Source organism: Rhodovulum sp. BSW8 (assembly GCF_003314725.1).
Lineage (GTDB): Bacteria > Pseudomonadota > Alphaproteobacteria > Rhodobacterales > Rhodobacteraceae > Rhodovulum > Rhodovulum visakhapatnamense.
Map to the genome: position 1 here is coordinate 122,039 of NZ_QNVX01000005.1, position 25,985 is coordinate 148,023.

Below are 25,985 nucleotides of genomic sequence, written 5' to 3' on the forward strand. Positions count from 1 at the left end.
GATCGACCAGGCGCCCTATTGCCCGTCCTGGCGTTCAAGCGCGGCGCAGCGGGCGGCAAGTTCGTCGGGCAGCACCCGCCTGTCATCGACGCGAGGCTTGCCCCGGGACTTCGGAAAGAACGGCTGCAGTCGATCCATCTGTTCGTCGGTCAGCCAGAAATGCCCGCTCATCATGCCCCTCGTGTTTGGGAGCTTGAATCATGCAGCCGGGACAGCCTCAAGCAGATTCATGGGTCCTGACTCTGGAAGAAAAGTCGTTTAAAACCAAAATATTGCTGGAATCAGTTAACAAGTTGCTTTGGCGAATAGAGGCATGAGGCTGCCTCCCTTGGTAATTGGACATTCTGAAAGATCTGGAATCATGATAAACAAAGCTGCGAGGATTGGACAAAGGGAGCGTCTGATCTTCGGGTTCGGCTGCGCCGAGATGGCGGCCTGATCGCTGCGGGGACCTTGGCTCGGGTCTTTCACGGACCCTTTCGCGATGTCTTGGCCCGCCGTGTTGGCGGTTTTGCAGAATTCGGACGGACTCGTCCCCACGCCCTCCGCCTCCGTCGGACCAGGAGCAGGTTGCCAGGCGCGAACAGCGTGAAGAGCTGAGCGCGGTTTTTGGCCAGTCCCCGATCGCGGGTCTTCACGTCGCCGAACTGCCGCTTGAGGACCCGGAACGGGTGGCCGACGCGGGCCCGCACCATGGCGATGATCCGGTTGATCTTCTCGTCCTCGGGGTGAAGCTTGCCGCCCATGGGCGCCTTGCGCATGACACCCCAGGCGCCGCCGACGGCGACGAACGCGGCCTTCCGCTCGGCGCTGACATAGCCCTTGTCGGCTCAGACCGAGCTTTCCTCGCCATGCAGCACCTTGTCCCGGATCCGACTGTCATGCACCTTGGCGGTCGAGGTCTCGAGGCTGTGGACCGTGCCACTCTGCGCATCGACGCCGACATGCGCCTTCATCCCGAAAGACCAGGTGTTGCCCGTCTTCGTGGACGACATCTCCGGGTCGCGGGCGCCCGCCTTGTTCTTTGTGGACGACGGCGCATCGATGATCGTCGCATCGACCAGCGTTCCTGTCGGCGGTGTTGTCGGGCGCGATCCGGGTCGGGACCTCGAAAGGGGTCAACGGCCTTCTCGCGCGTTGGCAGCCGCCGCGCCGGACCGGAACCCGCGCGGCCGGATAGAGGCCGTGACCCCGCGCCGGGCCGACCGGAGCCGCGAGCGCTCGCGACCGCAGCCTTTCTGAGGTGCCGTGCGGCGGGCCGGTTCTTTCGCGTCTTGATTGTGTCACCCGGCCTTGCGACCCTGCCGGCAGTCCCTCGCCAAGGAGTCGCCGATGGTCCAGCCGCTTTCCGATCTGATTGCCCAGGGCCGCGGGCTGGTGCCGGCCGATCTGGTGCTGAGAGGCGGGCAGGTGCTCGATCTGGTGACCGGCGAGATGGTGCCGGGCGATGTCGCGATCTGCGGCGAAACGATCGTCGGCATCGGCAGTGCCTATGAAGGGCGCGAAGTCCTCGACGTTTCCGGGCTGACGCTGGTGCCGGGGTTCATCGACACCCATCTGCATATCGAAAGCTCGCTGGTGACGCCGCTGGAATTCGACCGCTGCGTCTGCCCGCGCGGCGTGACCACGGCAATCTGCGACCCGCATGAGATCGCCAATGTGATCGGGATCGAGGGCATCGACTATTTCCTTCGGGCCGCGACGCGCACGGTGATGGACATCCGGGTGAACCTGTCCTCTTGCGTGCCCTCGACCGGGATGGAAACGGCGGGCGCGCGGATCGAGGCCGAGGCGCTGGTCGCACTGAAGGATCACCCAAAGGTCATCGGGCTGGCCGAGATGATGAACTATCCGGGCGTTCTGATGCAGGACCCGGGCGTTCTGGCCAAGCTCGAGGCGTTTCGCGGCGGCCATATCGACGGCCATGCGCCGCTTTTGTCGGGCAGGGACCTGAACGCCTATATCGCGGCGGGCATCCGCACCGAGCATGAGGCGACGAGCGCCGCCGAGGCGCGCGAGAAGCTGCAGAAGGGGATGCGGGTGCTGATCCGCGAAGGGTCGGTCTCGAAGGACATGGTGGCGCTGTCGCCGCTGCTGAGCGAACGGACCTCGCCCTATATGTGCCTGTGCACCGACGACCGGAACCCTCTGGATATCGCCGAGCAGGGCCATCTCGATCACATGATCCGCTGGATGATCGGGCAGGGCACGCCGGTGCTTGCGGCCTATCGGGCGGCGTCTCTGTCGGCGGCCGAGGCGTTCGGTCTGAAGGATCGCGGCCAGATCGCGCCGGGCAAGCGGGCCGATATCGTGGCGCTCGAGGATCTTGCGGCGTGCCGGGCGCGGCTGGTTCTGGCGGGCGGGCGGCTGGCTTCGGCCGGGGCTTTCGCCGCGCGCGAGGATGTGGCGCCGGTCGGGCGCGGCTCGGTCAGGGCGCCGAAGGTGACGGCTGCCAGTTTCCGTGCCACCTCGAACGCGGCCGAGACCCATGTCATCGGCATCCTGCCGGGCAAGATCCTGACCGAGCATCTGATCGAGGCGGTGCCACCGGAGGGCGGTGAAAAGCGCGCCGACCCGAGGCGCGATCTGGCCAAGGTCGCGGTGGTCGAGCGGCACGGCAAGAACGGCAATATTGCGGTCGGCTTCGTGCGCGGTTTTGGTTTGCAGCGGGGGGCGATTGCCTCGACCGTCTGTCACGATCACCACAACATCGTCGCGGTGGGCGTGTCCGAGGCCGACATGGCGCTGGCCGCGACCCGGCTTTCCGAGATCGAGGGCGGGTTTGTCGTGGCCGAGGGCGGGCGGGTGCGGGCCGAACTGGCGCTGCCGGTCGCGGGGCTGATGAGCCTTGAGCCCTTCGAGACGGTCGAGGCGCGGCTGAAGGCGCTGCGCGCGGCGGCGAAGAGCCTTGGCGTGGTGCTGGACGAGCCTTTCCTGCAGCTGGCCTTCATCGCGCTGCCGGTGATCCCGGCGCTGAAGATCACCGATCGCGGCCTCGTCGATGTCGAGGCCTTCGAGATCATCGGCTAGGGGCGCCTCGGCGGGCCTTGCGTTCAGCGCGGCAGGGCGGCGGCCTCGCGGGCCAGCGCCACGATGGCGTCCCAGTCGCCTGCCGCGACCTTCTCCTTTGGCGCGACCCAGGAGCCGCCGACGCACAGCACGTTCGGCAGGCCCAGATAGCTGGCGGCATTGGCTAGGCTGACCCCGCCCGTCGGACAGAACCGGATCTGCGGCAGCGGGCTTGCCAGCGCTTTCAGGGCCGCCGCGCCGCCCGCGGTTTCGGCCGGGAAGAACTTCTGGACGCTGTAGCCCTTTTCCAGAAGCGCCATCGCTTCGGAGGCGGTCGCGGCACCCGGCAAAAGCGGCAGGTCGCCCGCCCGCGCGGCATCGAGAAGCGCGGGCGTCGACCCCGGCGAGACCCCGAACCGGGCGCCCGCGGCCGTGGCGGCCTCGACATCCGCCGGGGTCAGCAGCGTACCTGCGCCGACCACGCCGCCCTCGACGCCCGCCATCTCGCGGATCGCGTCGAGCGCGGCCGGGGTGCGCAACGTGACCTCGAGCACCGGCAGGCCGCCCGCGACCAGCGCCTCGGCCAGAGGACGGGCAAGGGCCGCGTCCTCGATCACCAGCACCGGGATGACGGGAGCCTTGCGGCAGAGCGCCTCGGTGATCTCGCTGGCGGCATGGGGGGTCATTCTGGCGGTCCTTTCGCGCGGTCGTCTGACGTTTCGGTGGGTATTTAGGCCAAGAAGAAGCGGCTAGACAACGATCCCCGCGCCCTCGGTCGCGGATTTCGCATGCGCTCGGAAGGCGGCGAAGAGCTCGCGCCCCAGTCCGGTCTCATTGGCCGAGAGATCGGGGGTGACGGGCGGGCGGTCGAGCGCGCCTTCGGTCAGCACGTCGAGCCGGCCGGCGGGCGCGTCGAGCCGGATCAGGTCGCCGTCCCGGAGACGCGCGAGCGGGCCGCCATCGACCGCTTCGGGGGTGACATGGATCGCGGCCGGGACCTTGCCCGAGGCGCCCGACATCCGCCCGTCGGTGACGAGGGCGACCTTCAGGCCCCGGTCTTGCAGGACCGACAGCGTGGGGGTCAGGGCGTGCAGCTCCGGCATGCCGTTGGCGCGCGGACCCTGGAAGCGGACGACGACGATGGTGTCGGAGGTGAACTCGCCCCGCTTGAACGCCGCCTTGACCTCTTCCTGGTCGTGAAAGATGCGCGCGGGCGCCTCGATCATGTGGCGTTCGGGTGCGACGGCCGAGACCTTGATGATGCCGCGCCCCAGATTGCCGGTCAGGGCGCGCAGGCCGCCCGTCGCCTGGAACGGATCGGCGGTGGGGCGCAGGATCTTGTCGTTGAGGCTTTCGCCGGCGCCGTCGGTCCATATGAGGGTGCCGTCGACGAGTTTCGGTTCCTGTGTGTAGCGCGCGAGACCCTCGCCCGCGACGGTCAGGGTGTCGGGATGCAGGAGGCCCGCCGCGAGCAGCTCGCCGATCATGTAGCCAAGCCCGCCCGCCGCGTGGAAGTGGTTCACGTCGGCCAGCCCGTTCGGATAGACCCGGGCCATCAGGGGCGTGACCTCGGAGAGCCGCGCGAAATCCTCGATATCGAGCAGGATGCCCGCCGCGCGGGCCATGGCGGGCAGGTGCAGCACGAGGTTCGTGGACCCGCCCGTCGCCATCAGCCCGACGATGCCATTGGCGAAGGCGCGTTCGTCCAGAACCCGGCCCGCGGGGGTGTACCGGTTGCCCTGGGCGGTGATCTCGATCGACCTTTGCGCGCCCGCGACGGTCAGCGCATCGCGCAGATCCGTGTTGGGGGTGACGAAGCTGGCACCCGGGAGGTGCAAGCCCATCAGCTCCATCAGCATCTGGTTGGAATTGGCGGTGCCGTAGAAAGTGCAGGTGCCCGGGCCGTGATAGCTGGCCATCTCGGCCTGCATCAGCTCGTCGCGGCCGATCTCTCCGGTGGCGTATTTCTGGCGGACCTTCGATTTCTCGTCGTTGGGGAGGCCGCTTGTCATCGGTCCCGCGGGCAGGAACACCGCCGGGATATGGCCGAAGCTTGCCGCGGCGATCACGAGGCCAGGCACGATCTTGTCGCAGACGCCCATGAAGACCGCCGCATCGAAGCAGTTATGGCTGAGCGCGACGCCTGCCGAGAGCGCGATCACGTCGCGCGAGAACAGCGACAGCTCCATCCCGGTCTGGCCCTGGGTGACGCCGTCGCACATGGCGGGCACGCCGCCCGCGACCTGGGCGGTGGCGCCTGCTGCGCGCGCGGCGTCGCGGATCAGGGCGGGGAACCGCTCGAAGGGCTGATGCGCCGAAAGCATGTCGTTATAGGCGGTGACGATCCCGAGATTGGGGGCGCGGCCTTCGGCGAGGAGGTCCTTGGCCGCGCCCGAGGCGGCATAGGCATGGGCCCGGTTGCCGCAGGTCAGATGGGCGCGGGCGGGGCCCTGATCGGCCGCGCGGGCGATCCGGTCGAGATAGGCGGCGCGGCTGTCGGCCGAGCGGCGGACGATGGCCCGGGTGACCTCTTCGAGCACGGGGTGAAGCGGCATGGCGGTCTCCTCTCGCGGGTGGATAAGGCGGCATATAGAACGTTAGCGCTAACGGGGAAAGGGCGGGCGGGCCGCGCGATTCCCCTTCCCGCCGCCATCGTCTGGCCGTAGGAGAGGCCCATGAGCACCGAACCGAGCACCGAACCGAGCACCGACTATCCCACGATCCGGCTGATGCCCAAGGCCGAGGCGCGCGCTATCCGCCACGGCTTTCCCTGGGTCTATTCCGACGAGCTGGTCATGGACCGGCGCACCAAGGCGCTGGCGCCCGGAACGCTGGCGGTCCTGGAAGATGCCGAGCGGCGGCCGCTGGGGCTGGCGGCGGTCAATCCGCTGTCGCGGATCGTGGCGCGGGTGATCGACCGCGACCCCGAGGCGGTGGTGGATCAGGCATGGTTCGCGGCCCGGATCGGGTCGGCGCTGGCGCTGCGTGACAGGCTTTACGACGCGCCCTTCTACCGGCTGGTCCATGCCGAGGCCGACGGTCTGCCCGGGGTGGTCATCGACCGTTTCGGCAGCGCCGCGGTGGTGCAGCCCAATGCCGCCTGGGCCGAGTATCGGCTCGACGCGCTGGTGGCTGCGCTGGTCGAGGTCAAGGGCGTCGAGACCGTGGTCAAGAACGGCTCGGGCCGGGTGCGGGGGCTGGAGGGCCTGCCCGAAGAGACGCTGGTCTTGCGGGGCGCCCTGGAGGGACCGGTGCCGGTTCCGATGAACGGTGCGACCTACATGGCCGATCTGACCGGCGGGCAGAAGACGGGGCTGTTCTACGACCAGCGCCCGAACCATGCCTTCGCGGCGGGGCTGGCGAAGGGCGGCAGGGTGCTGGACGTCTTTTCGCATGTGGGGGGCTTTGCCCTTGCGGCGCTGGCGGCAGGTGCCGAAAGCGCGCTGGCGGTCGACGGGTCCGAGCCCGCGCTGGCGCTGGCCGAGGCCGGGGCAGAGGCTTCGGGGCTGGCCGGGCGGTTCGCGACACGGAAGGGCGATGCCTTCGACACGCTGGCGGCGCTGGGCGCCGAGGGCGCGCAATTCGAACTGGTGGTCTGCGACCCGCCTGCCTTCGCGCCGTCGAAATCGGCGCTCGATGCCGGGCTTCGGGCCTATGAGCGGGTGGCGCGGCTGGCGGCGGCGCTGGTGGCGCCGGGCGGGTATCTGGTCCTGTGTTCCTGTTCGCATGCCGCCGATCTGGCGAAATTCCGGGCCGCCAGCGCGCGCGGCATCGGCAAGGCCGGGCGGCGCGGGCAGATCCTTTACACCGGCTTTGCCGGGCCGGATCATCCGGTGCTGCCGCATCTGGCCGAGTCGGGCTATCTGAAGGCGCTGGCCTTCCGCCTGACCGAATGAAGGTCCTGCTGGACACCTGTGTCCTTTACCCGACCGTGCTGCGCGAAATCCTGCTGAAGGTGGCGGGGACGGGGCTGTTCATCCCGCTCTGGTCGGCCCGCATCCTCGAGGAATGGGCGCGGGCCGCGTGCAAGATCGGACCGACCGGCGAGGCGCAGGCCCGGGCCGAGATCGCCCTTTTGCGGGGGGCTTGGCCGGGGGCCGAGGTGGCGCCGAAGGCGGGGCTTGAGGCGCGGCTCTGGCTGCCCGATCCCGACGACGTGCATGTGTTGGCGGCCGCCGTGGCGGGCGGGGCCGATGCGATCCTGACCTTCAACGCACGTGACTTTCCCGGCCATCTGCTGGCGGCCGAGGGGCTTGTCCGTGCCGCGCCGGACGGGCTCCTGATGGATCTGTGGCTGGCCGATCCCGGGCCGGTCGAACGGGCGGTGGCCGAGGTTCATGCCGCCGCCGAACGGATGGCGGGCGAGCCGCTGGCCCTGCGCGCGCTGCTCAAGCGGGCACGGCTGCCCCGGCTGGGCAAGGCGTTGGGCTGATCCGACGCGCGGCTTGCGACGAGGGAAAAGCGGGAAGCCACGGCCACTCTCCGTCGCCTCCCGCGAATGTGGCCAGGGGCCACGAAAATGAAGAGAGATCGCTCTCTCCTGCGGTGCCGGTCTCGGACGCGATCCTGCATCGATCTGGCATCAGGGCCAGACCCGTCAGGACCACGGCCCCCACCGGATCCGATCTGACCGATCCACCGCCCCCCTGAAAAAGGGTGGTCCAAATATGCCTTTGACGGGCCCTGCGGGAATTGGGGATTTTCCCTCATGCATGTGAGGTCGCGGCGGGTCAGGGCGCGATCAGGCCGAGGATCAGGGCGCGGGCCACGGCATGGGTCCGGTTGACCGCATGCAGCTTGGTCATCGCCGAGGCCATGTGATGTTCCACGGTCTTTTCGGCGATCGACAGCCGGAACGCGATTTCCTTGTTGCGGAGCCCGGCCGCGGACCAGAGCAGGCATTCCCGTTCGCGCAGAGACAGCCGGATCATGTCGGCGGCAATGTCAGGCGTCTGCGCCAGGGCATGGAAGAGGGCGGCCGCGCTGAGGATCGCGCCCTCGCTGGCGGCAAGGATCTCTTCGGCCTGGGCCAAGGTGCGCGCGTCGAAGGCCAACCCCATACCGCTTCGGTTCAGCCGAGACCGGCCCTTGAGCGGAAGGGTCATCCCGAAGGCCAGGCCGAAATCCTCGCACAGGCCCAGCACATCGCGTGCCTCGGGATCGGCGGCAAGGGTGTCGCCGGGCCGGTTCCAGTAAAGCGGGGCCTCGGCGTCGGACTCGCAGTAATGCGCGCGCGGATCGTGATCGATCATCCCTTCCGAGGCATAGCGCCGGGTGAAGCCTTCGGGATAGGTCGCGTGATAGATCATCTCGCGCGAGATAGACCGCACCCGAACGGACGGCAGCTGCGCATAGAGGGCATGCGACACGCCATGCGCGCGCAGGTGATCGTTGAAAACCAGCCAGGCCGCGTCGAACGAGCGTTGCGCGCGCAGCGTTCCGGCAAAGTCGAGGCCTTGGGGTTCCACACTCATGACGGGCAACTCTGGGCAACAGGACTCGGACCTAACAGGGCCGGAGTGAAAAGTTCATTAAGGATACATCTTTCGATATCCGACGCTAGGTCGTCGTCGCCGGGGTCCAGCGGGTCTCCATCGCCTCGATTGCTGCGATGCGGTCGGCTGTGCGCGGGTGGCTCATCAGCCAGGCAGGCATGGCGCCGCCCCGGCTTTGGGTGATGCGGTCGAGCTTTTCGAACAGGGTCTTTTGCGGTCCGGTCCCGATACCGGCCTTGGTCAAGAGTGCCGCGGCATAGGCATCGGCCTCGTATTCGTCCTGACGGCTGAGCCGTGCAGCCAGGAGCGAGGCCAGAGCATTGGCCAGATAGACGCCGATGCCGGGCAGGACCCGGCCCAGAACCATCGCCAGCGCCGTCCGCATGGCGTTCTGGCCGGAAAAGTCGATCATCCGGCGGCGGCCGTGTCCAAGCGCCACATGACCCAGTTCGTGGGCGATCACGCTGGCCAGTTCCTCGGCGGTCACCTCGCCCGCGCGGTAGCGGTCGTGAAACCCGCGGGTGATGAAGATCCGCCCGTCGGGCGCTGCCAGCCCGTTGACCGGCGCGATCTCGTAGATGTCGACGCGGATTCGCGGCAGGTCGAGCGCCCGGGCCATCCGGTCGGTCAGCGCTTTCAATGCGGGATCGGCCAGTTCCGAGGAACGCGCGTCAAGCTCGCGCCCCGTGCGCCAGGCCGAGAACCGGTACATCGCAAGCGCGTAAAGCACCGCCAGAAGGATCGGGGTCAGTTTCAGCATCCCCCGAAATATGGGACGTCGCGCCGCCGAAACAATCGCGTCGCACCGGTCGGGGCCCGGATCGGGGGGCGCACTGCCAGTCTGATAACGCGATCCTATCGTTAATATCATTAATGCCAAATTCCATCTATCGACCGGCTCTGGTAGAAGACCCGCAGGGAGGACGCGGACCAGATCCGCGGGTGCCGCGGCCGGGCAAGCCGGTCGTTTCGGGTGCACGCGGTCCGTTTCTGGCTCCTCCGTTTTCAGATTTGACCCTCGAACCAGCGACCCGGAGGAAGAGATGGACGGAAACGACACGCCGGCGGGCAAATGCCCCGTGCTGCACACCACCTTCGGCGGCCAGTCGAACCGCGACTGGTGGCCGAACCAGCTGAACCTGAGAATCCTGCATCAGAACCCGACCGCCGGAAACCCGATGCGCCCCGGCTTTTCCTATGCGGCAGCCTTCGGGACGCTCGACCTCAAGGCGGTCAAGGCCGACCTGCATGCGCTGATGACCGACAGCCAGGACTGGTGGCCCGCCGATTACGGCCATTACGGCGGGTTGTTCATCCGCATGGCCTGGCACAGCGCCGGCACCTATCGCACCGCGGATGGCCGCGGTGGCGGTGGCACCGGGACCCAGCGTTTCGCGCCGCTGAACAGCTGGCCCGACAACGTCAACCTCGACAAGGCCCGGCGGCTTCTCTGGCCGATCAAGAAGAAATACGGCAACGCCATTTCCTGGGCCGACCTGATGATCCTCGCGGGCAATGTCGCGCTGGAATCGATGGGACTGAAGACTTTCGGCTACGCCGGCGGGCGCGAGGATGTCTATGAGCCCGAGGAAGACATCTACTGGGGGTCGGAACGCGAATGGCTGGCCACCAGCGACAAGCCGGACAGCCGCTATTCGGGCGACCGCGATCTGGAAAATCCGCTGGCGGCGGTGCAGATGGGGCTGATTTACGTCAACCCGGAAGGCCCCGATGGCAACCCCGACCCGGTCGCCTCCGGCCGCGACATTCGCGAGACCTTCGCGCGGATGGCGATGAACGATTACGAGACCGTCGCGCTGACCGCGGGCGGGCACACCTTCGGCAAATGCCACGGGGCGGGCGATGCTGCCCTGCTGGACGCCGAACCCGAGGCCGCGCCGCTGCAGGCGATGGGGCTGGGCTGGCTCAGCCGGCATGGCAGCGGCAAGGGCGCCGATGCCATCACCAGCGGCATCGAGGGCGCCTGGACGCCCAATCCCACGACCTGGGACATGGGCTATTTCGACGTGCTCTTCGGCTATGACTGGGAGCTGACGAAAAGCCCCGCCGGGGCCTGGCAGTGGACGCCGAAGGACCTGAAGCCCGAGGATCACGCGCCCGATCCGGAAACCGGCGAGCGCAATCGCAAGATCATCATGACCACCGCCGACATGGCGATGCGGATGGACCCGATCTACGAACCCATCTCGCGGCATTTCCACGAGAACCCCGAGGAGTTCGCCGATGCCTTTGCGCGGGCCTGGTTCAAGCTGACCCATCGCGACATGGGGCCGAAATCGCGCTATCTCGGTGCCGAGGTGCCGTCCGAGGACCTGATCTGGCAGGATCCGGTGCCGCCGGTCGATCATCCGCTGATCGATGCGGACGACATCGCTGCGCTGAAGGCCGAGATCCTTGGTTCGGGCCTGTCGGTGGCCGAACTGGTCTCGACCGCCTGGGCTTCGGCCTCGACCTTCCGCGGGTCCGACAAGCGCGGCGGGGCCAATGGCGCGCGCATTCGCCTTGCGCCGCAGAAGGACTGGGAGGTGAACGAGCCCGCGCAACTGGCCCGGGTTCTGGAGGCGCTCGAGGGCATCAAGGCGGGCTTCGACGCCCGTGCCGCGGGGGGCAAGCGGGTCTCGCTGGCCGATCTGATCGTGCTGGGTGGATCGGCCGCGGTGGAAAAGGCCGCTGCCGATGCGGGCCATGCGGTCGAGGTGCCCTTCGCGCCCGGCCGCACCGATGCCACGGCCGAGCAGACCGATGCCGAGTCCTTCGAGGTGATGGAGCCGGTCGCCGACGGGTTCCGCAACTACCAGAAGGGCGCCTATAGCGTCACCGCCGAGGAGATGCTGGTCGACCGGGCGCAACTCCTGACCCTCAGCGCGCCCGAGATGACGGTTCTGGTCGGCGGGCTCCGGATGCTGGGCGCCAATGCCGGGCAAAGCGCGCATGGCGTCTTTACCGACCGCCCCGGGCAGTTGACGACCGACTTTTTCGTCAACCTTCTGGATATGGGTACGGTCTGGGTGCCGACCGATGCCGACGAGACCCTGTTCGAGGGCCGCGACCGCGCGACCGGCGCGGTGAAATGGACCGGGACCCGGGTCGATCTGGTCTTCGGGTCGAACTCGCAGCTGCGGGCGCTGGCCGAGGTCTATGCCCAGGATGAGGCCGGTCCGGCCTTTGCCGAGGCCTTCGCAGCGGCCTGGGCGAAGGTGATGAACGCCGACCGGTTCGATCTGGCCTGAGCGGACGCACGGGGCTGGCCGGCGGGTCCGGCCGGGTCCGCCCCCCTGGGGCCGGAGAGCGGTGTCGCCGCCTTCCGGCCCTTTTCCTCAACCCTTTCAAGTATGTGAAACGGGTGAGGCCAATTTCGGTCTTTTGCAGCGAATTCAGTTGATCCATTGCGGTTTTCTGGTGAAATGGACCGCGATTTTACGTAACGTTAACCCGCGGCGCAAATCATGCGGGTAGTGTTCCGCCAAGGATGCCGATCTCTGACAGATCGCCTGTTTCCTGGCTCGTGATCAAGGTTTCCTGACATGACGAATATGCCAACGGACAGTCTACCTGTGCCTCGTCGTCCTGCCGAGCGGAGCTTTGTCGTGCTCATGCTCGACGATAACGAGATCGACCGGCTGCGCCTGAAGAAACTGTGCCTGCGCGCCGGGCTCAAGTTCCGGGTGCGCGAAGCGGCAAGCATCCACGATTTCCGCGCCGCACTGGACGAGACCTCTTATGACATGGTCTTTCTCGACTACGATCTGAAGATGGAAACCGGGCTTGACGCGCTCGAACTGCTCAAGGCCCATCCCGATCAGCCCAAGGCCATCGCCATCATGATCACCAGTTCCGACGACCCCGCCACGGTCGCCGAGGCGATGCGCTCGGGGTGTTCGGACTATCTGGTCAAGGACGAACTGACCATCTCGATGATCCGCCGCGCGGTGACCGCTGCGATCGAGCGCGAGATCTACCGGGCCGCGATCCTTCACGAACGCGAAGCGCGGGCCGAGGTGGAACAGATGCTCGAACGGTTTTCGGCCGTCTGCGCGGCCGATATTCGTGGCATGCTGTCGGGCATGCTGCGCAAGATCCGTGTGGTGACCCAGTCTGTCGAGGGCCATTCCGAGATCCGCAAGGAGGCCGCCGAGGCCGAGCGGGCCTGCCTCGAGCTGTTCGAATACCTGGAGAACATGAAAACCATTCTCGCACTCGAGGCGCAACCGAAGACGGAACGACTGTTGAGATAGGGGAGACCTTTGGAAACGCGTCAGGTCATCGTCGGCCGGCAGATCAGTCTGGGCGTGAAACTCGCCCTGATGGCCTTTTGCGTCGTCCTTGTGGCAAGTCTATTCTTCGCTGCGGTGAACCTGTTCGGCGTCCAGTGGTATCGCACCGCCGCGGTGTCGCGGATGGAATTCGCGGGCGGGTTCTTTGCGGAACGGCTGCTGCAGCAACTGGATCTGATGGCGTCCGACGGCCGCAGAATCGCGGCCCTTCCGGAAATCGACGGTGTGGTGGCGGCCACGGGTCAGGGACTGCACGATCAGAAAGTCCAGGAGTCGCCGGACATCTACTGGCATCGGCGGCTGGAGGCGGTCTTCGATTCCGTCCTGCGGACCCGGCCGCACTATTCCCAGCTGCGCTATATCGGGCGGGACGACAACTGGCGCGAAGTCGTGCGCGTGAACCGTGTCAGCGACCGCACGGAAGCCGTTCGGCGCAGTGCGTTGCAGTCGAAGGGAGACGAACCCTATCTGGCCGACGAAGCCGCGCTCGATGCCGGGCAGCCGTTCTTCTCGCGGGTTACCCTGAACCGGGAACAAGGCCGCGACGAGGGGCCGCCGACGATTCGTCTTGTCGTGCCGGTGCCAGGCTCCGATGGCCGCGCTGTCGGAGCGTTGGTGATCAATGCCGATTTCGAATCGATCCTGCGGGCCGCGGTCATTTATCCGGCGGACGGGTATGTCGTCACGGCCATGACGTCATCCGGCGATTTCATGCGTTACGATCCGGTCACCGGACCCGGGCCGCTGCGATTTCATGGCACTCCGGGCTGGCGCGCCGAGGATCTTCCGGACCTTAGCGGCATCGTACCGTCCGGGTCGACGCGGGCCACCAAGATCGGCTGGCAACGGGCGATCAATGTCACCGGGCTCAGCGCGGCTTCGCTGAGCCGGGGGGAGCGTCTGCCTCTGCGGACCGACATCTTTGTCGTGACCGAACTGCCGACTCCGTATCTTTTCGCGCCGATCCGTCAGCAGCTTGTCTATGGGCTTGCGGCGGGCATCGTGTTGTCGGTCCTGGCCGGGCTGGTAGCCTGGCATTTCGGAAACCGGCTGACGGGACCGCTGAACCGGTTGGCCCGCGGCTTGCGCGCCAGCGAGCCGGGCGACGATCTGCGGGACCTAGTCCCTGAAAGCAACGACGAGGTCGCCGAACTGGCCCGCGCGGTCGTCAAGCTGAACGAGAGACTTTATCAGAAATCGGCGAAACTCAACGCGATTTTCGCCGAGGCGGCGGATGGGCTGATCACCATAAATCAGGAGGGTGTCATAGAGGAAGCCAATGTCGCCGTGGCCCGGATTTTCGGATACGAACCCTCCGAACTGCTGGGGCGGAATGTGTCGATGCTGATGAGCGACAAAGAGGCCGTCAAACACGACAGGATGATGCGCAGGCGGATCGGTCAGGCGACGCCGCAGCGTCTGATCGCCGGGCGTGAGATGCCCGGCAAGCGCAAGGACGGCACCGAGATTACCGTCGAGATCTCGGTCGCAAGCACAAGTCATGCCGGCGGCACGCGGTTCATTGGCGTGCTGCGCGATGTGAGCAGCCGGCGCGAGGCTCAGGCCCGTAGCGAGGCGCTCGTCCAGGCGCTGGAACGTTCGAATGCCGATCTCGATGCCTTCGCCTATTTCGCCTCCCACGACCTGAAGGCGCCGCTTCGCGTCATCGACAATGCCTCGGCCTGGCTCGAGGAGGATCTGGCGCCCTATCTCAACGACGACACCCGCGACAGCATGAACCTGCTGCGCAGTCGGGTCGCGCGGATGGACCGGCTTCTGGACGATCTCTTGAACCATTCGCGGATTGGCCGGATCGACGAAAAGGCCCAGATCGTCGAGGGCAGGGAGCTTGCCAGCGAATTGCGCGGGCTTCTGAACCTTCCCGAGGGGTTCACGTTCGAAGTGACGCCCGATTTCGACAAGCTGCATATACCGAATATGGCGATCAAGACGATCCTTCTGAATCTTCTGGGTAATTCGCTAAAGCACCATGACCGGCCGACCGGGCTCGTTCGTCTGTCGGGCCGCGAAACGGATGACGCCTATTGCCTGTCGGTCAGCGATGACGGCCCGGGCATTCCGCCAGCCTATCATAAGAAGGTTTTCGAAATGTTCCAGACATTGCGTCCCCGCGACGAAGTCGAGGCCAGCGGGATGGGGCTCGCGATGGTCCTGAAATACGTGCAGATCGCCGGGGGGCAAGTGCGGATCGAAAGCGACGGCGGTCGCGGCACGACGATGCATGTGGTCTGGCCCAAGGTCCGTGCGAAGTCGGACAAATCGGCGTGGCGCGCGGCATGACGCAGGATGCAGACCTCCTTGGCCGGACGCCGCTGAACCTTCTTATCGTCGAGGATGACGACGGTGATGCCAAGGCCGTGCGCCGGGCTCTGAACCGCTCACGAATTAAGGCGACATTGACCCGCGCCGTCGATGGTGTCGAAGCCTTGTCGATCATGCGTGGTGTCGCCGGCCCTGTTCCCGCCTCTCCCTATATCGTGCTGGCCGACATCCGGATGCCAAGGATGAACGGTCTCGAATTCCTGCATGAGTTGCGCAATGACTGCAGCCTCAGGCAAGCCGTTGTCTTTGTGCTGACGACATCCAATGACGATGACGACAAACGCATTGCCTATGAGGCAGGTATCTCGGGGTATATCCTCAAACAAAGGGTCGGGCGCGATTTTGCGTCGCTCATAGAGACTCTGGACCGCTTCTGGAATATAGTGAGCTTTCCGGATATTCGCCTCAGCGAGGACTAAAGGATGCGCGATCTGGATGTCATGATCATCGATGACGACGCCGGCGACCGGAAACTCATTCGCCGGTTGCTGGAACGATCCGGGATGTGCCGATCCATTTGTGAAGCGGAATTGGTGCATGCGGCACTCGATCACGGTTCCGAGACGCTCGACGCGGTTTTCATAGACTATGTTCTTCCCGGGGAAAACGGGCTCGACGGACTTGAGACGCTCAAGAGAAAATGGCCCGGCGCCGCTTTCATTCTTATGACCGGCCAGGGCGACGAGCAGATCGCCAAGTCGGCAATCCTTGCTGGGGCCGCCGACTATACCCCGAAATCGCGGATCAACCAGGCTGGTCTTGAGAGGATGCTGGTCCGGGCGGTCGAAATGGTGCGCCTTGCGCAGCGGGTCGAAGAACAACGGCAGGAATTGCTGACGTTCTCAAATGTTCTTGTTCATGACTTCCGTGCGCCAATCCGCAGCATCCGGTTCATCTGCGAGCAGCTCGACGAGGAAATGGGCGAGGTGCAATCGGCGGAACTGCAGAAGCTGATGGTCATGATGAAGAAGACCGCAACCCAGATGTCGCATCTGGTCGAAACGCTGGCCGATCATATTCGCACGGACATCAATCCGGTCTTCGAGACGATTCCCGCCACCGAACTCGTCGAAAATGCGCTTTCATTCCTAGATCAGGATATTCGAGAAAGCGGCGGAAGCGTCGATGTCGATCTGTCGGACTTCGATGTGTTTTGCAGTCCCGCGATGCTGGCTCAGCTGCTGCAGAACCTGGTATCGAATGCGATCAAGTATTGCGGCGAGAACGCCCCCGAGATCCGGATTTCGGCGCGGCGGCTCGAAAATGGAGACGTGCTTTTCGAAGTTGCGGATCGCGGCATCGGGGTTCCCGAGGAATACCGGCAGCGCATTTTCGAGCCGTTTCAGCGTCTTTCCTGGGCGACCGACAAGCCGGGGACCGGGCTGGGGCTTGCCACGTGCCAAAAGATCGTCAAGCGGCATGGCGGCCGCATCTGGTGCGAAGCCAATCCCTATGGCGGAACGCTGATGCGGTTTCGCGTGCCTGGGTCCAGCGCGCCTGTTGACGGGTTCGCCTCGAAAGTCTGGTCGCCACACCCGAGTGATGCGGCCGTCTCGCGTTGAGGCGCGGAAGAGGGCTGCCATAGGCGTTTCCGCCCCGTGACGACCCCTGGAAACGGAAAATTGCCACCGCTGCCCGGCCATGTACGGCCGACGTGTCACATCCCGTGTGATTGTAGGCCTGCTTCCTGAAGAGTTCGGGTCTGTGACGTTGCCAGTCCTCGAGGGTTGCGACGGGGGGCACCGCTTCAGGGCCGATTGCGGCAGCTGGCTGTTGGAGAGGTGCACACAGCGCAGGATAGTCTGCTCGAGGTCCTCGCCGCTGTGGAAGCGATGGCTCTGGAGCACGCCCTCGATCCGACCGTTGAACCGCTCGACCATGCCGTTCGTCTGCGGCCGCATCGGCGGCGCCAGGTGGTGTTCGATACCGAGGTCAGTGCAGAGCAGATCAAACGCGTGTTGTCGGGGTGCCGCGCGCTTGCGCAGGCCGAACAGCCGGTCGGTGAAGGCCTTGCCGTTCTCGGTCAGCACCCGGGTGATCTTCATCGGGGCCGCGCGCTCGAGGTCGCGCAGGGAAGCGGCGGGCGTTGGCCGCGCTCTGTGCCGGGCAGATGCGCACGAAGACCCACCGCGCGGCCCGGTCGATGGCCAGGAAGAGGTGGCGGCGGCGATCCTCGTCGGCCATCCGGGGCAGGTATTTGATGTCGATGTGCAGGTCGCCGGGGTCGTCGGCCTTGAAGCTGCCGTGCGCGGGCTTGGATGCCTTCGGCTTCGGCGCCCGCAGGTTGCCCAGGCCATGGCGCCGGAGGCAGCGGTCGAGCCCCGAGCGCGAGACATGCGGGCTGAGGAATTCGCGCACCACGGCAGGCGGCTCGTCGAGCGGCAGGAGGAGCGCCTTGCGCAGCGCACGCCACCGCCTCCTGCGCCGGGGTCAGCGTCGTCTCAAGCCTGTGCGGCGTGTGGCTCCGGTCGTGAACGCCATCGCGCCCCCGCCACGTCCAGACCGTCTGTTCAGAGATCCCGTCGCGCTCGGCCACCATCCAGGCCGGGTCCGTGCCCGCCTGGATCGCCGTCCGGATCCCCGGTGTCGTTGTCGCCTGCTTGTGAAGAGAGATCGGCACCTCTGCCCTCCATCCCGGACCTCGCGCAGACGCGATCTTGCCATGCACAGGGCAGACCGACGGGGGCTATGTGATCATCCGGGATGGGAGACCTACGCGCTGACGTCGGAATCGATCCTTTGGCGGTTTCCATTGGCGTGAGCCGCCTGAGGGCTTCGACCTTTTGTCCGAACCCGCATGCGCCCCAAGCCCGAGGCGATACGGATCAAGGGTCTTCGAGATCCTCGGTCATCACCGGTCCGGCGAGCGCCGCGGTTAAAGCGAGGTTGTGAACTCTTCGCCTGTTCCAAGGGGGAGGGGCGCCTGCCGGTGTGCTTTCGCCGCGGCCGGACCGCGTTGCGTTATTCGGTCTGTTTGATAGGCCTAAGCCATGAATATCACGCTTCGCCAGCTATCCTATTTCATCGCGCTTGCCGAGACACGGCATTTCGGCCGTGCGGCCGAATCCGTGCATGTCAGCCAGCCTGCCTTGTCGGTGCAGATCCGTGAGCTGGAGACCGACCTTGGCGTGCAACTGGTCGAACGGCAGCCGCGCGCCGTCGTGCTGACCCCGGCTGGGCACGATCTCCTGCGGCATGCGCAGCGGGTGATGCAGGAGGTGCGGGCCCTCAGGGATGCCGCGCGCTGGCAGCGCGGACTGGGCGGGCGGTTGAGCCTCGGGCTCATTCCGACGGTGGCGCCCTATCTGTTGCCGAAGGCGCTGCCGCTGATCCGGGCGCAAAACCTGACGCTGGAGATCGGGGTCCGCGAGGCGCGTACCGACCGGCTGCTGGCCGATCTCGATGAGGGGCGGTTGGACGCCGCGCTGGTGGCGCTGCCGGTCGGACGCGACGATCTGATCGAGGCGCCGCTTTTCGAGGATCGTTTCCTGCTGGCCGGATCGGCGCGGCAGATCGCGGCGCTGGGCGGCGAAACTGCAGGCGTTCGGCCGGCAGCGCTCGATCCCGACCGGCTGCTTCTGCTCGATGAGGGGCATTGCCTTGCGGATCAGGCGCTTGAGGTTTGCGGCATGCGGCGCGAGGAGACCAGGGTCGATCTGGGAGCCTCGTCCCTGGCCACGCTCTGCGGTCTGGCGGCCGAGGGCTTCGGTCTGACCTTCCTGCCGGAAATCGCGCTTGTCTCGGAACGGGCGGCCAGTCCGGCGCTCGCTGTGCATCGCTTTGCCTCGCCCGAGCCCGCGCGTCGGCTGGGTCTGGTGCGTCGGCGGCTTTCGCGCGACGATGGCTGGTTCGAAGCTCTGGCGGCTATTCTGGCCGAGGCGGGACGGAGCCTGACCGACAGTGCCCGCGCGGCTGCCGGCGGCTGAGTCGGCCGGTTGCCTTCGCGGTGACAAGAGCCTAAGAGAGGGCGACCCGTCCCGTCAGGGAGACCCCAGTTGCGCGACCTGAAGAACCCGGCCGAACGCCATCCCGAAAAAGCCCGCCGTCCCGATGCCCCCCAGCCGAAGAAACCAGCCTGGATACGCGTGCGCGCGCCCGGAGGAGAGGGGTATCGCGATACCCACCGCGTGATCCGCGAACACGGGCTGGCCACCGTCTGCGAAGAGGCGGGTTGCCCCAATGTGGGCGAATGCTGGTCGCATGGCCACGCGACCATGATGATCATGGGCGAGATCTGTACCCGCGGCTGCAGCTTCTGCAATGTGGCCACGGGCCGACCCGACGCGCTGGACGTCTTCGAGCCAGGCCGGGTGGCGGATGCGGTTCAGAAGCTGGGGCTCAGGCATGTCGTGATCACTTCGGTCGATCGCGACGATCTCGCGGACGGTGGAGCCGAGCATTTCGCGCAGACGATCCGCGCGGTGCGCCACCGGGCGCCCGAGACGACGATCGAGGTGCTGACCCCGGATTTCCTCAAATGCGGGGCAGGGGCGGTCGAGACGGTCGTTGCGGCGCGGCCCGATGTCTTCAACCACAATCTCGAGACGGTTCCGGGGCTTTATCCCGAGGTGCGGCCGGGCGCACGCTATTTCCATTCGCTTCGTTTGCTGCAGCGGGTGAAGGAAATCGATCCGGCGATGTTCACCAAATCGGGGATCATGGTCGGGCTCGGCGAAGATCGCCAGGCGGTGCATCAGGTGATGGACGACCTGCGGGCGGCCGATGTCGATTTCCTGACCATCGGGCAGTACCTGCAGCCGACGCCCAAGCATCACGGGGTCGACCGTTTCGTGACGCCGGAGGAATTCGCGGCCTATGAGAGGGCAGCCTATGGCAAGGGGTTCTTGATGGTTTCAGCGACGCCCCTGACGCGGTCGAGCTATCACGCGGGCGAGGATTTCGCCAGGTTGCGTACGGCGCGCGAGGCGCGGCTGGCTCAAGGATAGCGCGCGCCGGGCGGTGCGCCGAAAATTCGCAGAATTTTCGCGGCGTCAGCGGTGGCGGTCGCGTCCGCAGATCACGATCAGATCGCCGATATTCTCGCGTGTGATGTATCCGATCATCCGTCCGGATGGTTCCGTGACCGCGACGGCCGGTGCGCCCGAATCCTGCAAGGCGTCAAGCGCCGCGTCGAGCGGGGCGGCCAGGGGGACAGTCGGAATTCCGCGCGCCATGTTTTCGGCCACCGGGCTCATGTCTCGTCCCTCCGCCAGTGCCTGAAAAAGAGCGGTCCGGGTCAGAATTCCGCGCAGACCGCCCCCCGCATCGACCACGGGAAACTCATGCTGGGCAGTCCGGATCAGCGTCGAGGAGGCCCCCCGAAGCGTGTCGGACGGCTGCAGCGCTTCGTAATCGGTGATCATCGCATCGCGGGCGCGCAGGTGCCGTGCCATGTCCCGCAGCGCGACATCCGCGCTTTCGGCCCCGGCGGCGGCAAAGATGAAGATGGCGATCAGCATCAGCACGGCATCGCCGGTGACGAGCCCGAGAAACCCGAAGCCGAAAGCCAGCGCTTGACCCGACCGCGCCGCGAAACGGGTGGCGGCGACCCGGCCGAGGCGCAGTGCCAGCAGGGCGCGAAACACCCGGCCCCCATCCATCGGAAAGGCGGGAAGCAGATTGAAAAGCGCGAGAAAGAGGTTCACCGTCGCGAGCTTGCTCCAGAATCCGGCCGCCGGATCTTGAAGGGCCGCCGCCCCCGTCAGATCCGTCCTAGCGCCTAGGACGATCAGCAGGGTGCAGATTGCCAGGTTCACGGCCGGGCCCGCCAGTGCCACGGCGATTTCCTGGCCCGGCCGCTCGGGCATCCGGTCGAGCCGGGCAAGCCCGCCGATGGGCAACAGCGTAATGTCGGGCGTCGCGATGCCGAAGCGCCGGGCGGTCAGCGCGTGGCCGAATTCATGGGCGACGACGCAAGCGAAGAGAGCCAGCACGAAGACCAGGTTCGCCACCGCCGCGATCGGACCGTCGGCGATCCACGCGGCGGCGCCGATCCAGGCGAGAAGCAGGAAGAAAGTCGCGTGGATCCTGATTTCGGACCCGAATACCCGTCCGACAGGATAGGACCAGGTCATCGGCGCAGGCTCCCCTCACTCCGCATCCCGGCTATGGCTCAGAACGGGATCTCGTCATCGAAATCGCCCGCGGGCTGGGGGCCGCCATAGTCGCCGCCGCGGCTGCCGCCCTGATCGTACCCGCCGCTTCCGCCGCCATAATTGCCGCCGCCGCTACCCCCGCCGTCGCGGCCGTCGAGCATGGTCAGCTCGCTGCGATAGGGCCGCAGGGCAATCTCGGTCGTGTAGCGGTCCTGACCGGACTGGTCCTGCCATTTTCGGGTCTCGAGCTGGCCTTCGATATAGACCTTCGACCCTTTGCGCAGATACTGTTCGGCGACGCGGACCAGGGGCTCGGAATAGATTGCGACCGAATGCCATTCGGTGCGTTCGCGCCGCTCGCCGGTATTGCGGTCCTTCCAGTTTTCCGACGTCGCGATCCGCAGGTTGCAGACCTTGCCGCCCGAAGGGAAGCTGCGCACCTCGGGGTCGCGGCCGAGATTGCCGATCAGGATGACCTTGTTCACCGAACCTGCCATGCATGCCCTCTTTTCGAATCTTGGTGTTCCATCGTGTACCCGTTTACACCACCCCGGAGGGGGATAGCGACGGCGAATTGGGCCGGTTCGGGCCGCGGCGACGGGCAGGCTGGCCAGGGACGCGTTTTATTCCTATAGTCCCTGCGCGAAAACACCCATGACGGGGGAGGGACGAGAGTGAAGCCACGGCTTGCAGCGATCGCGCTGACGGTTCTGGCTGTGTCCGGTTCGCATCCCGCGTCCGGTCTGGCCGAGTCCGTAGTGTCCTCGAAGGCGCGTCTGATGCTCTTCAAATCCCAGACCCGGGTGCTCGACGGTCGCGCCGCCCAGCAGTATTCGAATTCGGTCCGCCTGCAGCCCGATCGCGTGCATACGCCTTCGCAGGGCAGCCTGCTCTATTCGGGCCGTTATCGCGGCGAGTTCGTGGATGTGGCGCGCGACGCGGCCCGCAAGCATGGCGTGCCGGAAGACCTGTTCCTGCGGCTCGTGCAGCAGGAATCGGGCTGGAACTCGGGCGCGGTTTCGCACAAGGGCGCGATCGGGCTGGCGCAGCTGATGCCGGACACCGCCCGCAGGCTTGGGGTCGATCCGACCGACCCGCACCAGAATCTCGACGGCGGTGCGCGCTATCTGCGGCGGCAGTTCGACCGGTTCCGATCCTGGCGGCTGGCGCTTGCCGCCTATAATGCCGGGCCGGAAGCTGTCGAAAAGCACGGCGGCGTCCCGCCGTATCAGGAGACGCAGACCTATGTCCGGCGGATCTGGGGAAGCTGATCCAGTTCGCGGCCGGGTTTAGTCACGGCCGAAGGCGATCCGGTAGACCCCTTCGGGCAGGTCGAAGGCCGCGCCAAGCTCGTGCAGTTGGGCCAGCGACAGCGTGATCTTCTGGACCCGGTCGGTGCGCGGGTCCAGCTGTTCGACTGTCACGCAATCCTCGAAGGCCGTGATCGTTACGTCCTCCTGCAGATGCTGCGGCCCCTCGTCGACGAGGGTGATGACGGTGGCGTCGAATTCGTGCTCGATGCTGAACATGGCGCAAGGCTAGCCGCCCACGGCCGGCTTGTGAAGCGGTCTTGCCCGGCATTTGCCGGTCCGCACCAGGGGGCGCACCTGTCTCCGCGCCTCGGGCGGTGTCCCCATTTGACACGCATCAAGGCGCCCGGTGAGCTCTTGCGGTCTAGTTCCATCAATTCGAAATCGACAGGAGACCTTCGATGTCGGGTCAAACCAAATACGACGAACACGCCCATCTTGTTGAAAAGATGGCAGAAGTGCTTGGCGTGGATCTTGAGGAAGAGGCCATGGCCGGCCGCTGGACCCCCGAAGACATGCAAGATACCGTCTCGCGCTGCCTCGGCTGTACCGAGCCCTCGCAATGCAAGGGCTGGCTCGGGTCTCACGATACCGGGACCGACGAGACGCCGGGGTTCTGCCGCAACAAGGATCTGCTGGAGGCGATGCGGGCACGGTTGGTGTCCGCCTGAGGGCGATGGAAGACCAGGGCAGGCTGTCGAAACATTTCTGGCTGACCCAGGGGATGGCGCGCACCATCGGGGTCAATCTCAACGATGCTCTCCGGTCCGGGCAACTGGGCCGGGGCGAATATTCGGAACTGGTGGCTGCCTGCGCCCATTGCGGCCGCGCCGAGGAGTGCATGCGCTGGATGGGCCATCAGGTCACCGGAGCCGACCGCCTGCCCGAATGGTGCGGCGTGGGCGTCCGCCTGGAGGCGCTGAAGGAACCTGCCTGACGGGGTGGGGCAGGCGCTGGGGGTCCCGGTGCCGGGACGCAGGCGGTCAGGCTGTCGTTTCGGCCGTCAGCCAGGCCGCCGCCTCGGGCGTCGTTTCGACCGTTTCCCAGGTGATGACCGGCAGGTCGTAGGGATGGGTCTCGGCGATCAGCGAGACCAGCGCGGCGCGGTGGCCATCGTCGGTTTTCAGCGTCAGCTGCAATTCCGGCTCTTCGTCGATGCGATCCTGCCAATGAAACAGGCTGACGACGCAGGGCAGGATATTGGCGCAGGCCGCGAGCCTGCGGTCGAGCGCGGCGCGCGCGATGGCCCGGGCGCTGTCGATGTCGGGGCAGGTCGTGACGACGTGGATCATTTCGTTTTTCCGAACCTGTCAGGATTGAGAGCGCCATCATAGGGGCGTTCGTGGCCCGATACCATTCGACAAGCGGGGACTGGGCGCGTTCGTGTCGGGCCGGTGCGTGAAGCCCGGTTCGCGTGCCGCTTGACGGATGCGGGCGGTCTTGGGGCATGGGGCATCGGACGCAGGGCGGTTTGCGGGATACTTGCCTGGGAAGCCGTCGGTTATGCGCTGTTAACTTCTTGTTAGCATTAAACTTCTTGACTCTGCGAACGGTCTGGGGTATACCTTGCGGCATGCTGGAAGACGTGGGTTTGGCGGCCCGGGGTACCCCCGGAGGCCGCCTTTTTGTTGTCTTCTTCCTGCGCCGGGCAGACCAATCAGGCAGATGCGATGACAGATGATCCCTCTCCTGAAGCGGGCGGCGCGGCGGCGTGGGCGCTGCTTGAGGAAGCTGAAGAACACTACAGGCGCACGATCCGCGCCCTGAACGAACTGATCGAGGAAATCGAGGCCGGCAATTCCGAACGTGCCCGCATGCTGCGCGGGGCGCTGAACGATCTCGGGAAAGCGGCACAGACGGCGTTCGACGAACGGCAGCGGGTTGAAAGGCGGCTGAATGCGGAAAGCGAGTCCGAAGGTGGAATCCAAGCGCTTGATCTTGAACAGGCCCGCCTTGAAGTCGGGCGCCGACTGGATCGCCTGCGCAACACCCGAGATGCAGGCCGCCTTTCTGGAGGGGTTGAATGACTCGGCGCTGCTGGCGCTGCCTTATCTCTTCGAGTTCTGGGCGTTGCCGCATCAGCTGCCGCCCGAGGGCGACTGGCGTTCTTGGGTGATCATGGGCGGCCGGGGTTCGGGCAAGACGCGGGCCGGATCGGAATGGGTCCGGTCGCAGGTCGAGGGCGCAAGGCCGCTTGACGAAGGCCAGGCCCGGCGGGTGGCCCTGGTCGGCGAGACCGTCGACGAGGCCCGCGAGATCATGGTGTTCGGCGAAAGCGGCATTCTGGCCTGTTCGCCTCCCGACCGGCGGCCGAACTGGGAGGCAACGCGGCGGCGGCTGGTCTGGCCGAATGGTGCGGTGGCGCAGGTTTTTTCGGCGCATGACCCGGATTCCCTGCGTGGTCCGCAATTCGATGCTGCCTGGTCGGATGAACTGGCGAAATGGAAGCGGGCCGAAGAGACCTGGGACATGTTGCAGTTCGGGCTGCGTCTGGGGCAGGCGCCGCGGCAATGCGTGACGACGACGCCCCGCAACGTGGCGGTGCTGAAGTCGATCCTGGCGAACCCCTCGACCGTGGTCACCCACGCGCCGACCGAGGCCAACCGGGCCAATCTGGCAGCCTCGTTCCTCGAGGCGGTCCGGACCCGTTATGCGGGCACCCGGCTCGGGCGGCAGGAGCTTGACGGCGTGCTTCTCGACGAGTCGGACGGCGCGCTTTGGACGCTGAGCCGGATCGAGGCGCTGAGGGTCGACGAGGCGCCGCCGCTGGACCGGATCGTGGTTGCCGTCGATCCGCCGGTCACGAGCCGCGACAGCTCGGACGAATGCGGGATCGTGGTGGCAGGGGTCCGGATGCAGGGGCCGCCGCAAACCTGGTGCGCCTATGTGCTGGAGGATGTCAGCATCAGCGGCGTCGCCCCGACGGCCTGGGCGACGGTCGCCATCGAGGCGATGGAGCGCTATGGCGCCGAGCGGCTGGTTGCCGAGGTCAATCAGGGGGGCGATCTGGTCGAGACGGTGATCCGCCAGCTCGATCCGATGGTGCCCTTCCGCGCGGTTCGCGCCACGCGGGGCAAGATCGCCCGGGCCGAGCCGGTGGCCGCGCTTTACGAGCAGGGCCGGGTCAAGCACCTCCGGGGCCTGCAGGTTCTGGAAGAGCAGATGTGCCACATGACGGCGCGGGGCTACGAGAGCCAGGGCAGCCCGGACCGGGTGGACGCGCTGGTCTGGGCGATCAACGACCTGATGATCGCCCCGGCGGCGCATTGGCGGCGGCCGCGGGTGCGGGGTCTCTAGTCCGGCCGGATCGCGCTTGCGGGCCGTCTCGCCCTCGGCCCCGCGCAGGTCGTGCCATGTCCAGGCCTATCCGGGACTGTCCCGGGTGCGCGCCGCAGCTTTTGGGCCGACCGTCGGCGAAACCGACGGAAATCGGAGGAT

The 25,985-nt window shown here is 66.4% G+C and carries 24 protein-coding genes and 3 pseudogenes; 15 read left to right on the forward strand and 12 right to left on the reverse strand.

Annotated features, from left to right (window positions below; genetic code table 11):
• Window positions 1-69 precede the first annotated feature (69 nt).
• The 3 genes and pseudogenes from DSD19_RS02810 to DSD19_RS21595 all read right to left on the reverse strand — a co-directional run.
• Window positions 70-171, reverse strand: a pseudogene (locus DSD19_RS02810) (IS5/IS1182 family transposase); the annotation flags it as partial.
• Between the two features lie 296 nt (window positions 172-467).
• Window positions 468-746, reverse strand: a complete 279-nt coding sequence (locus DSD19_RS21590) for a transposase (RefSeq protein ID WP_143540510.1) — start codon at window positions 744-746, stop codon at window positions 468-470.
• A gap of 84 nt (window positions 747-830) precedes the next feature.
• Window positions 831-1,067 (reverse strand): annotated as a pseudogene (locus DSD19_RS21595) (transposase); the annotation flags it as partial.
• A 265-nt stretch (window positions 1,068-1,332) separates the two neighbouring features.
• On the opposite strand from DSD19_RS21595, the gene ade reads away from it, so the two are divergent.
• Window positions 1,333-3,030 carry an adenine deaminase gene (gene ade / locus DSD19_RS02820; protein ID WP_113668465.1) on the forward strand — a complete coding sequence of 566 codons (1,698 nt, stop codon included), beginning with the start codon at window positions 1,333-1,335 and terminating at the stop codon, window positions 3,028-3,030.
• Window positions 3,031-3,053: 23 nt separating this feature from the next.
• On the opposite strand, the gene eda is transcribed toward ade, so the two are convergent.
• Both eda and edd read right to left on the reverse strand, forming a co-directional pair.
• Complete coding sequence (gene eda, locus DSD19_RS02825) at window positions 3,054-3,695, reverse strand: bifunctional 4-hydroxy-2-oxoglutarate aldolase/2-dehydro-3-deoxy-phosphogluconate aldolase (RefSeq protein WP_113668466.1); 642 nt, start codon at window positions 3,693-3,695, stop codon at window positions 3,054-3,056.
• A gap of 63 nt (window positions 3,696-3,758) precedes the next feature.
• A complete protein-coding gene (gene edd / locus DSD19_RS02830; RefSeq protein ID WP_113668467.1) occupies window positions 3,759-5,564 on the reverse strand; it encodes a phosphogluconate dehydratase in 1,806 nt (601 codons plus the stop codon).
• 120 nt (window positions 5,565-5,684) lie between these two features.
• Here edd and DSD19_RS02835 point away from each other — a divergent pair, with 120 nt between their 5' ends.
• Together DSD19_RS02835 and DSD19_RS02840 are read left to right on the forward strand one after the other, a co-directional pair.
• Window positions 5,685-6,905, forward strand: coding sequence for an RSP_2647 family RNA methyltransferase (locus tag DSD19_RS02835; protein WP_075785188.1), 1,221 nt, complete (start codon window positions 5,685-5,687; stop codon window positions 6,903-6,905).
• Entirely contained in the window at window positions 6,902-7,441 is a 540-nt protein-coding gene (locus tag DSD19_RS02840; RefSeq protein WP_113668468.1) for an RSP_2648 family PIN domain-containing protein, read from the forward strand. Before DSD19_RS02835 ends, DSD19_RS02840 begins: the two co-directional genes overlap by 4 nt.
• Before the next feature lie 298 nt (window positions 7,442-7,739).
• Here the strand turns inward: DSD19_RS02840 and DSD19_RS02845 are convergent, their stop codons facing one another.
• Entirely contained in the window at window positions 7,740-8,483 is a 744-nt protein-coding gene (locus tag DSD19_RS02845) for a LuxR family transcriptional regulator (RefSeq protein WP_075785190.1), read from the reverse strand.
• Between the two features lie 85 nt (window positions 8,484-8,568).
• Window positions 8,569-9,264, reverse strand: a complete 696-nt coding sequence (locus tag DSD19_RS02850) for a M48 family metalloprotease (protein ID WP_075785191.1) — start codon at window positions 9,262-9,264, stop codon at window positions 8,569-8,571.
• 283 nt (window positions 9,265-9,547) lie between these two features.
• Here DSD19_RS02850 and katG point away from each other — a divergent pair, with 283 nt between their 5' ends.
• The 5 genes from katG (at window position 9,548) to DSD19_RS02875 (ending at window position 16,704) form a co-directional block, all read left to right on the forward strand.
• Window positions 9,548-11,755 (forward strand): catalase/peroxidase HPI, encoded by a 2,208-nt coding sequence (gene katG / locus DSD19_RS02855; protein WP_113668469.1) that lies wholly within the window; start codon window positions 9,548-9,550, stop codon window positions 11,753-11,755.
• A 363-nt stretch (window positions 11,756-12,118) separates the two neighbouring features.
• Window positions 12,119-12,760, forward strand: a complete 642-nt coding sequence (locus DSD19_RS02860) for a response regulator (RefSeq protein ID WP_165828025.1) — start codon at window positions 12,119-12,121, stop codon at window positions 12,758-12,760.
• A 9-nt stretch (window positions 12,761-12,769) separates the two neighbouring features.
• A complete protein-coding gene (locus DSD19_RS02865; RefSeq protein ID WP_113668471.1) occupies window positions 12,770-15,100 on the forward strand; it encodes a PAS domain S-box protein in 2,331 nt (776 codons plus the stop codon).
• Window positions 15,085-15,561 (forward strand): response regulator, encoded by a 477-nt coding sequence (locus tag DSD19_RS02870; protein WP_243627635.1) that lies wholly within the window; start codon window positions 15,085-15,087, stop codon window positions 15,559-15,561. The genes DSD19_RS02865 and DSD19_RS02870 overlap by 16 nt, the downstream gene beginning before the upstream one ends.
• 3 nt (window positions 15,562-15,564) lie before the next feature.
• Window positions 15,565-16,704, forward strand: a complete 1,140-nt coding sequence (locus DSD19_RS02875) for an ATP-binding protein (RefSeq protein WP_075785195.1) — start codon at window positions 15,565-15,567, stop codon at window positions 16,702-16,704.
• Between the two features lie 91 nt (window positions 16,705-16,795).
• On the opposite strand, the pseudogene DSD19_RS02880 reads toward DSD19_RS02875, so the two are convergent.
• Window positions 16,796-17,762: pseudogene (locus DSD19_RS02880) on the reverse strand (DDE-type integrase/transposase/recombinase); the annotation flags it as partial.
• Window positions 17,763-18,132: 370 nt separating this feature from the next.
• On the opposite strand from DSD19_RS02880, the gene DSD19_RS02885 reads away from it, so the two are divergent.
• Window positions 18,133-19,068 carry a LysR substrate-binding domain-containing protein gene (locus DSD19_RS02885; protein WP_075785198.1) on the forward strand — a complete coding sequence of 312 codons (936 nt, stop codon included), beginning with the start codon at window positions 18,133-18,135 and terminating at the stop codon, window positions 19,066-19,068.
• Window positions 19,069-19,137: 69 nt separating this feature from the next.
• Window positions 19,138-20,088 (forward strand): lipoyl synthase, encoded by a 951-nt coding sequence (gene lipA, locus DSD19_RS02890; protein WP_113668472.1) that lies wholly within the window; start codon window positions 19,138-19,140, stop codon window positions 20,086-20,088.
• Between the two features lie 45 nt (window positions 20,089-20,133).
• On the opposite strand, the gene DSD19_RS02895 is transcribed toward lipA, so the two are convergent.
• Together DSD19_RS02895 and ssb are read right to left on the reverse strand one after the other, a co-directional pair.
• Window positions 20,134-21,216 carry a site-2 protease family protein gene (locus DSD19_RS02895; protein WP_113668473.1) on the reverse strand — a complete coding sequence of 361 codons (1,083 nt, stop codon included), beginning with the start codon at window positions 21,214-21,216 and terminating at the stop codon, window positions 20,134-20,136.
• A gap of 38 nt (window positions 21,217-21,254) precedes the next feature.
• Entirely contained in the window at window positions 21,255-21,734 is a 480-nt protein-coding gene (gene ssb, locus DSD19_RS02900) for a single-stranded DNA-binding protein (RefSeq protein WP_075785201.1), read from the reverse strand.
• A gap of 177 nt (window positions 21,735-21,911) precedes the next feature.
• On the opposite strand from ssb, the gene DSD19_RS02905 reads away from it, so the two are divergent.
• Window positions 21,912-22,508 carry a lytic transglycosylase domain-containing protein gene (locus tag DSD19_RS02905; protein WP_371412519.1) on the forward strand — a complete coding sequence of 199 codons (597 nt, stop codon included), beginning with the start codon at window positions 21,912-21,914 and terminating at the stop codon, window positions 22,506-22,508.
• Window positions 22,509-22,526: 18 nt separating this feature from the next.
• Here DSD19_RS02905 and DSD19_RS02910 read toward each other — a convergent pair whose 3' ends face one another.
• Window positions 22,527-22,766, reverse strand: coding sequence for a hypothetical protein (locus tag DSD19_RS02910; RefSeq protein WP_075785202.1), 240 nt, complete (start codon window positions 22,764-22,766; stop codon window positions 22,527-22,529).
• Between the two features lie 182 nt (window positions 22,767-22,948).
• Here DSD19_RS02910 and DSD19_RS02915 point away from each other — a divergent pair, with 182 nt between their 5' ends.
• Together DSD19_RS02915 and DSD19_RS02920 are read left to right on the forward strand one after the other, a co-directional pair.
• Window positions 22,949-23,218 (forward strand): DUF6455 family protein, encoded by a 270-nt coding sequence (locus DSD19_RS02915; RefSeq protein WP_075785203.1) that lies wholly within the window; start codon window positions 22,949-22,951, stop codon window positions 23,216-23,218.
• 5 nt (window positions 23,219-23,223) lie between these two features.
• Window positions 23,224-23,484 (forward strand): DUF6455 family protein, encoded by a 261-nt coding sequence (locus DSD19_RS02920; RefSeq protein ID WP_075785204.1) that lies wholly within the window; start codon window positions 23,224-23,226, stop codon window positions 23,482-23,484.
• Window positions 23,485-23,530: 46 nt separating this feature from the next.
• Here the strand turns inward: DSD19_RS02920 and cutA are convergent, their stop codons facing one another.
• Entirely contained in the window at window positions 23,531-23,839 is a 309-nt protein-coding gene (cutA, locus tag DSD19_RS02925) for a divalent-cation tolerance protein CutA (protein WP_113668474.1), read from the reverse strand.
• Between the two features lie 378 nt (window positions 23,840-24,217).
• Between cutA and DSD19_RS22175 the strand changes: the two genes are divergently transcribed.
• Together DSD19_RS22175 and DSD19_RS02935 are read left to right on the forward strand one after the other, a co-directional pair.
• Window positions 24,218-24,574 (forward strand): hypothetical protein, encoded by a 357-nt coding sequence (locus tag DSD19_RS22175; protein WP_075785206.1) that lies wholly within the window; start codon window positions 24,218-24,220, stop codon window positions 24,572-24,574.
• A complete protein-coding gene (locus DSD19_RS02935) occupies window positions 24,543-25,844 on the forward strand; it encodes a DNA-packaging protein (protein ID WP_113668475.1) in 1,302 nt (433 codons plus the stop codon). The genes DSD19_RS22175 and DSD19_RS02935 overlap by 32 nt, the downstream gene beginning before the upstream one ends.
• The last annotated feature ends 141 nt before the right edge of the window (window positions 25,845-25,985 follow it).

Excerpts from the sequence above, each read along its gene's own strand:
- DSD19_RS02875 (WP_075785195.1), top strand. The coding sequence starts at position 15,565 with ATGCGCGATCTGGATGTCATGATCATCGATGACGACGCCGGCGACCGG.
- edd (WP_113668467.1), bottom strand. The coding sequence starts at position 5,564 with ATGCCGCTTCACCCCGTGCTCGAAGAGGTCACCCGGGCCATCGTCCGC.
- ssb (WP_075785201.1), bottom strand. The coding sequence starts at position 21,734 with ATGGCAGGTTCGGTGAACAAGGTCATCCTGATCGGCAATCTCGGCCGC.
- eda (WP_113668466.1), bottom strand. The coding sequence starts at position 3,695 with ATGACCCCCCATGCCGCCAGCGAGATCACCGAGGCGCTCTGCCGCAAG.
- DSD19_RS02860 (WP_165828025.1), top strand. The coding sequence starts at position 12,119 with ATGCTCGACGATAACGAGATCGACCGGCTGCGCCTGAAGAAACTGTGC.
- cutA (WP_113668474.1), bottom strand. The coding sequence starts at position 23,839 with ATGATCCACGTCGTCACGACCTGCCCCGACATCGACAGCGCCCGGGCC.
- DSD19_RS22175 (WP_075785206.1), top strand. The coding sequence starts at position 24,218 with ATGACAGATGATCCCTCTCCTGAAGCGGGCGGCGCGGCGGCGTGGGCG.
- DSD19_RS02935 (WP_113668475.1), top strand. The coding sequence starts at position 24,543 with ATGCAGGCCGCCTTTCTGGAGGGGTTGAATGACTCGGCGCTGCTGGCG.
- DSD19_RS02915 (WP_075785203.1), top strand. The coding sequence starts at position 22,949 with ATGTCGGGTCAAACCAAATACGACGAACACGCCCATCTTGTTGAAAAG.
- DSD19_RS02910 (WP_075785202.1), bottom strand. The coding sequence starts at position 22,766 with ATGTTCAGCATCGAGCACGAATTCGACGCCACCGTCATCACCCTCGTC.
- ade (WP_113668465.1), top strand. The coding sequence starts at position 1,333 with ATGGTCCAGCCGCTTTCCGATCTGATTGCCCAGGGCCGCGGGCTGGTG.
- katG (WP_113668469.1), top strand. The coding sequence starts at position 9,548 with ATGGACGGAAACGACACGCCGGCGGGCAAATGCCCCGTGCTGCACACC.
- DSD19_RS02840 (WP_113668468.1), top strand. The coding sequence starts at position 6,902 with ATGAAGGTCCTGCTGGACACCTGTGTCCTTTACCCGACCGTGCTGCGC.
- DSD19_RS02920 (WP_075785204.1), top strand. The coding sequence starts at position 23,224 with ATGGAAGACCAGGGCAGGCTGTCGAAACATTTCTGGCTGACCCAGGGG.
- DSD19_RS02895 (WP_113668473.1), bottom strand. The coding sequence starts at position 21,216 with ATGACCTGGTCCTATCCTGTCGGACGGGTATTCGGGTCCGAAATCAGG.
- DSD19_RS02835 (WP_075785188.1), top strand. The coding sequence starts at position 5,685 with ATGAGCACCGAACCGAGCACCGAACCGAGCACCGACTATCCCACGATC.
- DSD19_RS02845 (WP_075785190.1), bottom strand. The coding sequence starts at position 8,483 with ATGAGTGTGGAACCCCAAGGCCTCGACTTTGCCGGAACGCTGCGCGCG.
- DSD19_RS21590 (WP_143540510.1), bottom strand. The coding sequence starts at position 746 with ATGGGCGGCAAGCTTCACCCCGAGGACGAGAAGATCAACCGGATCATC.
- DSD19_RS02850 (WP_075785191.1), bottom strand. The coding sequence starts at position 9,264 with ATGCTGAAACTGACCCCGATCCTTCTGGCGGTGCTTTACGCGCTTGCG.
- DSD19_RS02885 (WP_075785198.1), top strand. The coding sequence starts at position 18,133 with ATGAATATCACGCTTCGCCAGCTATCCTATTTCATCGCGCTTGCCGAG.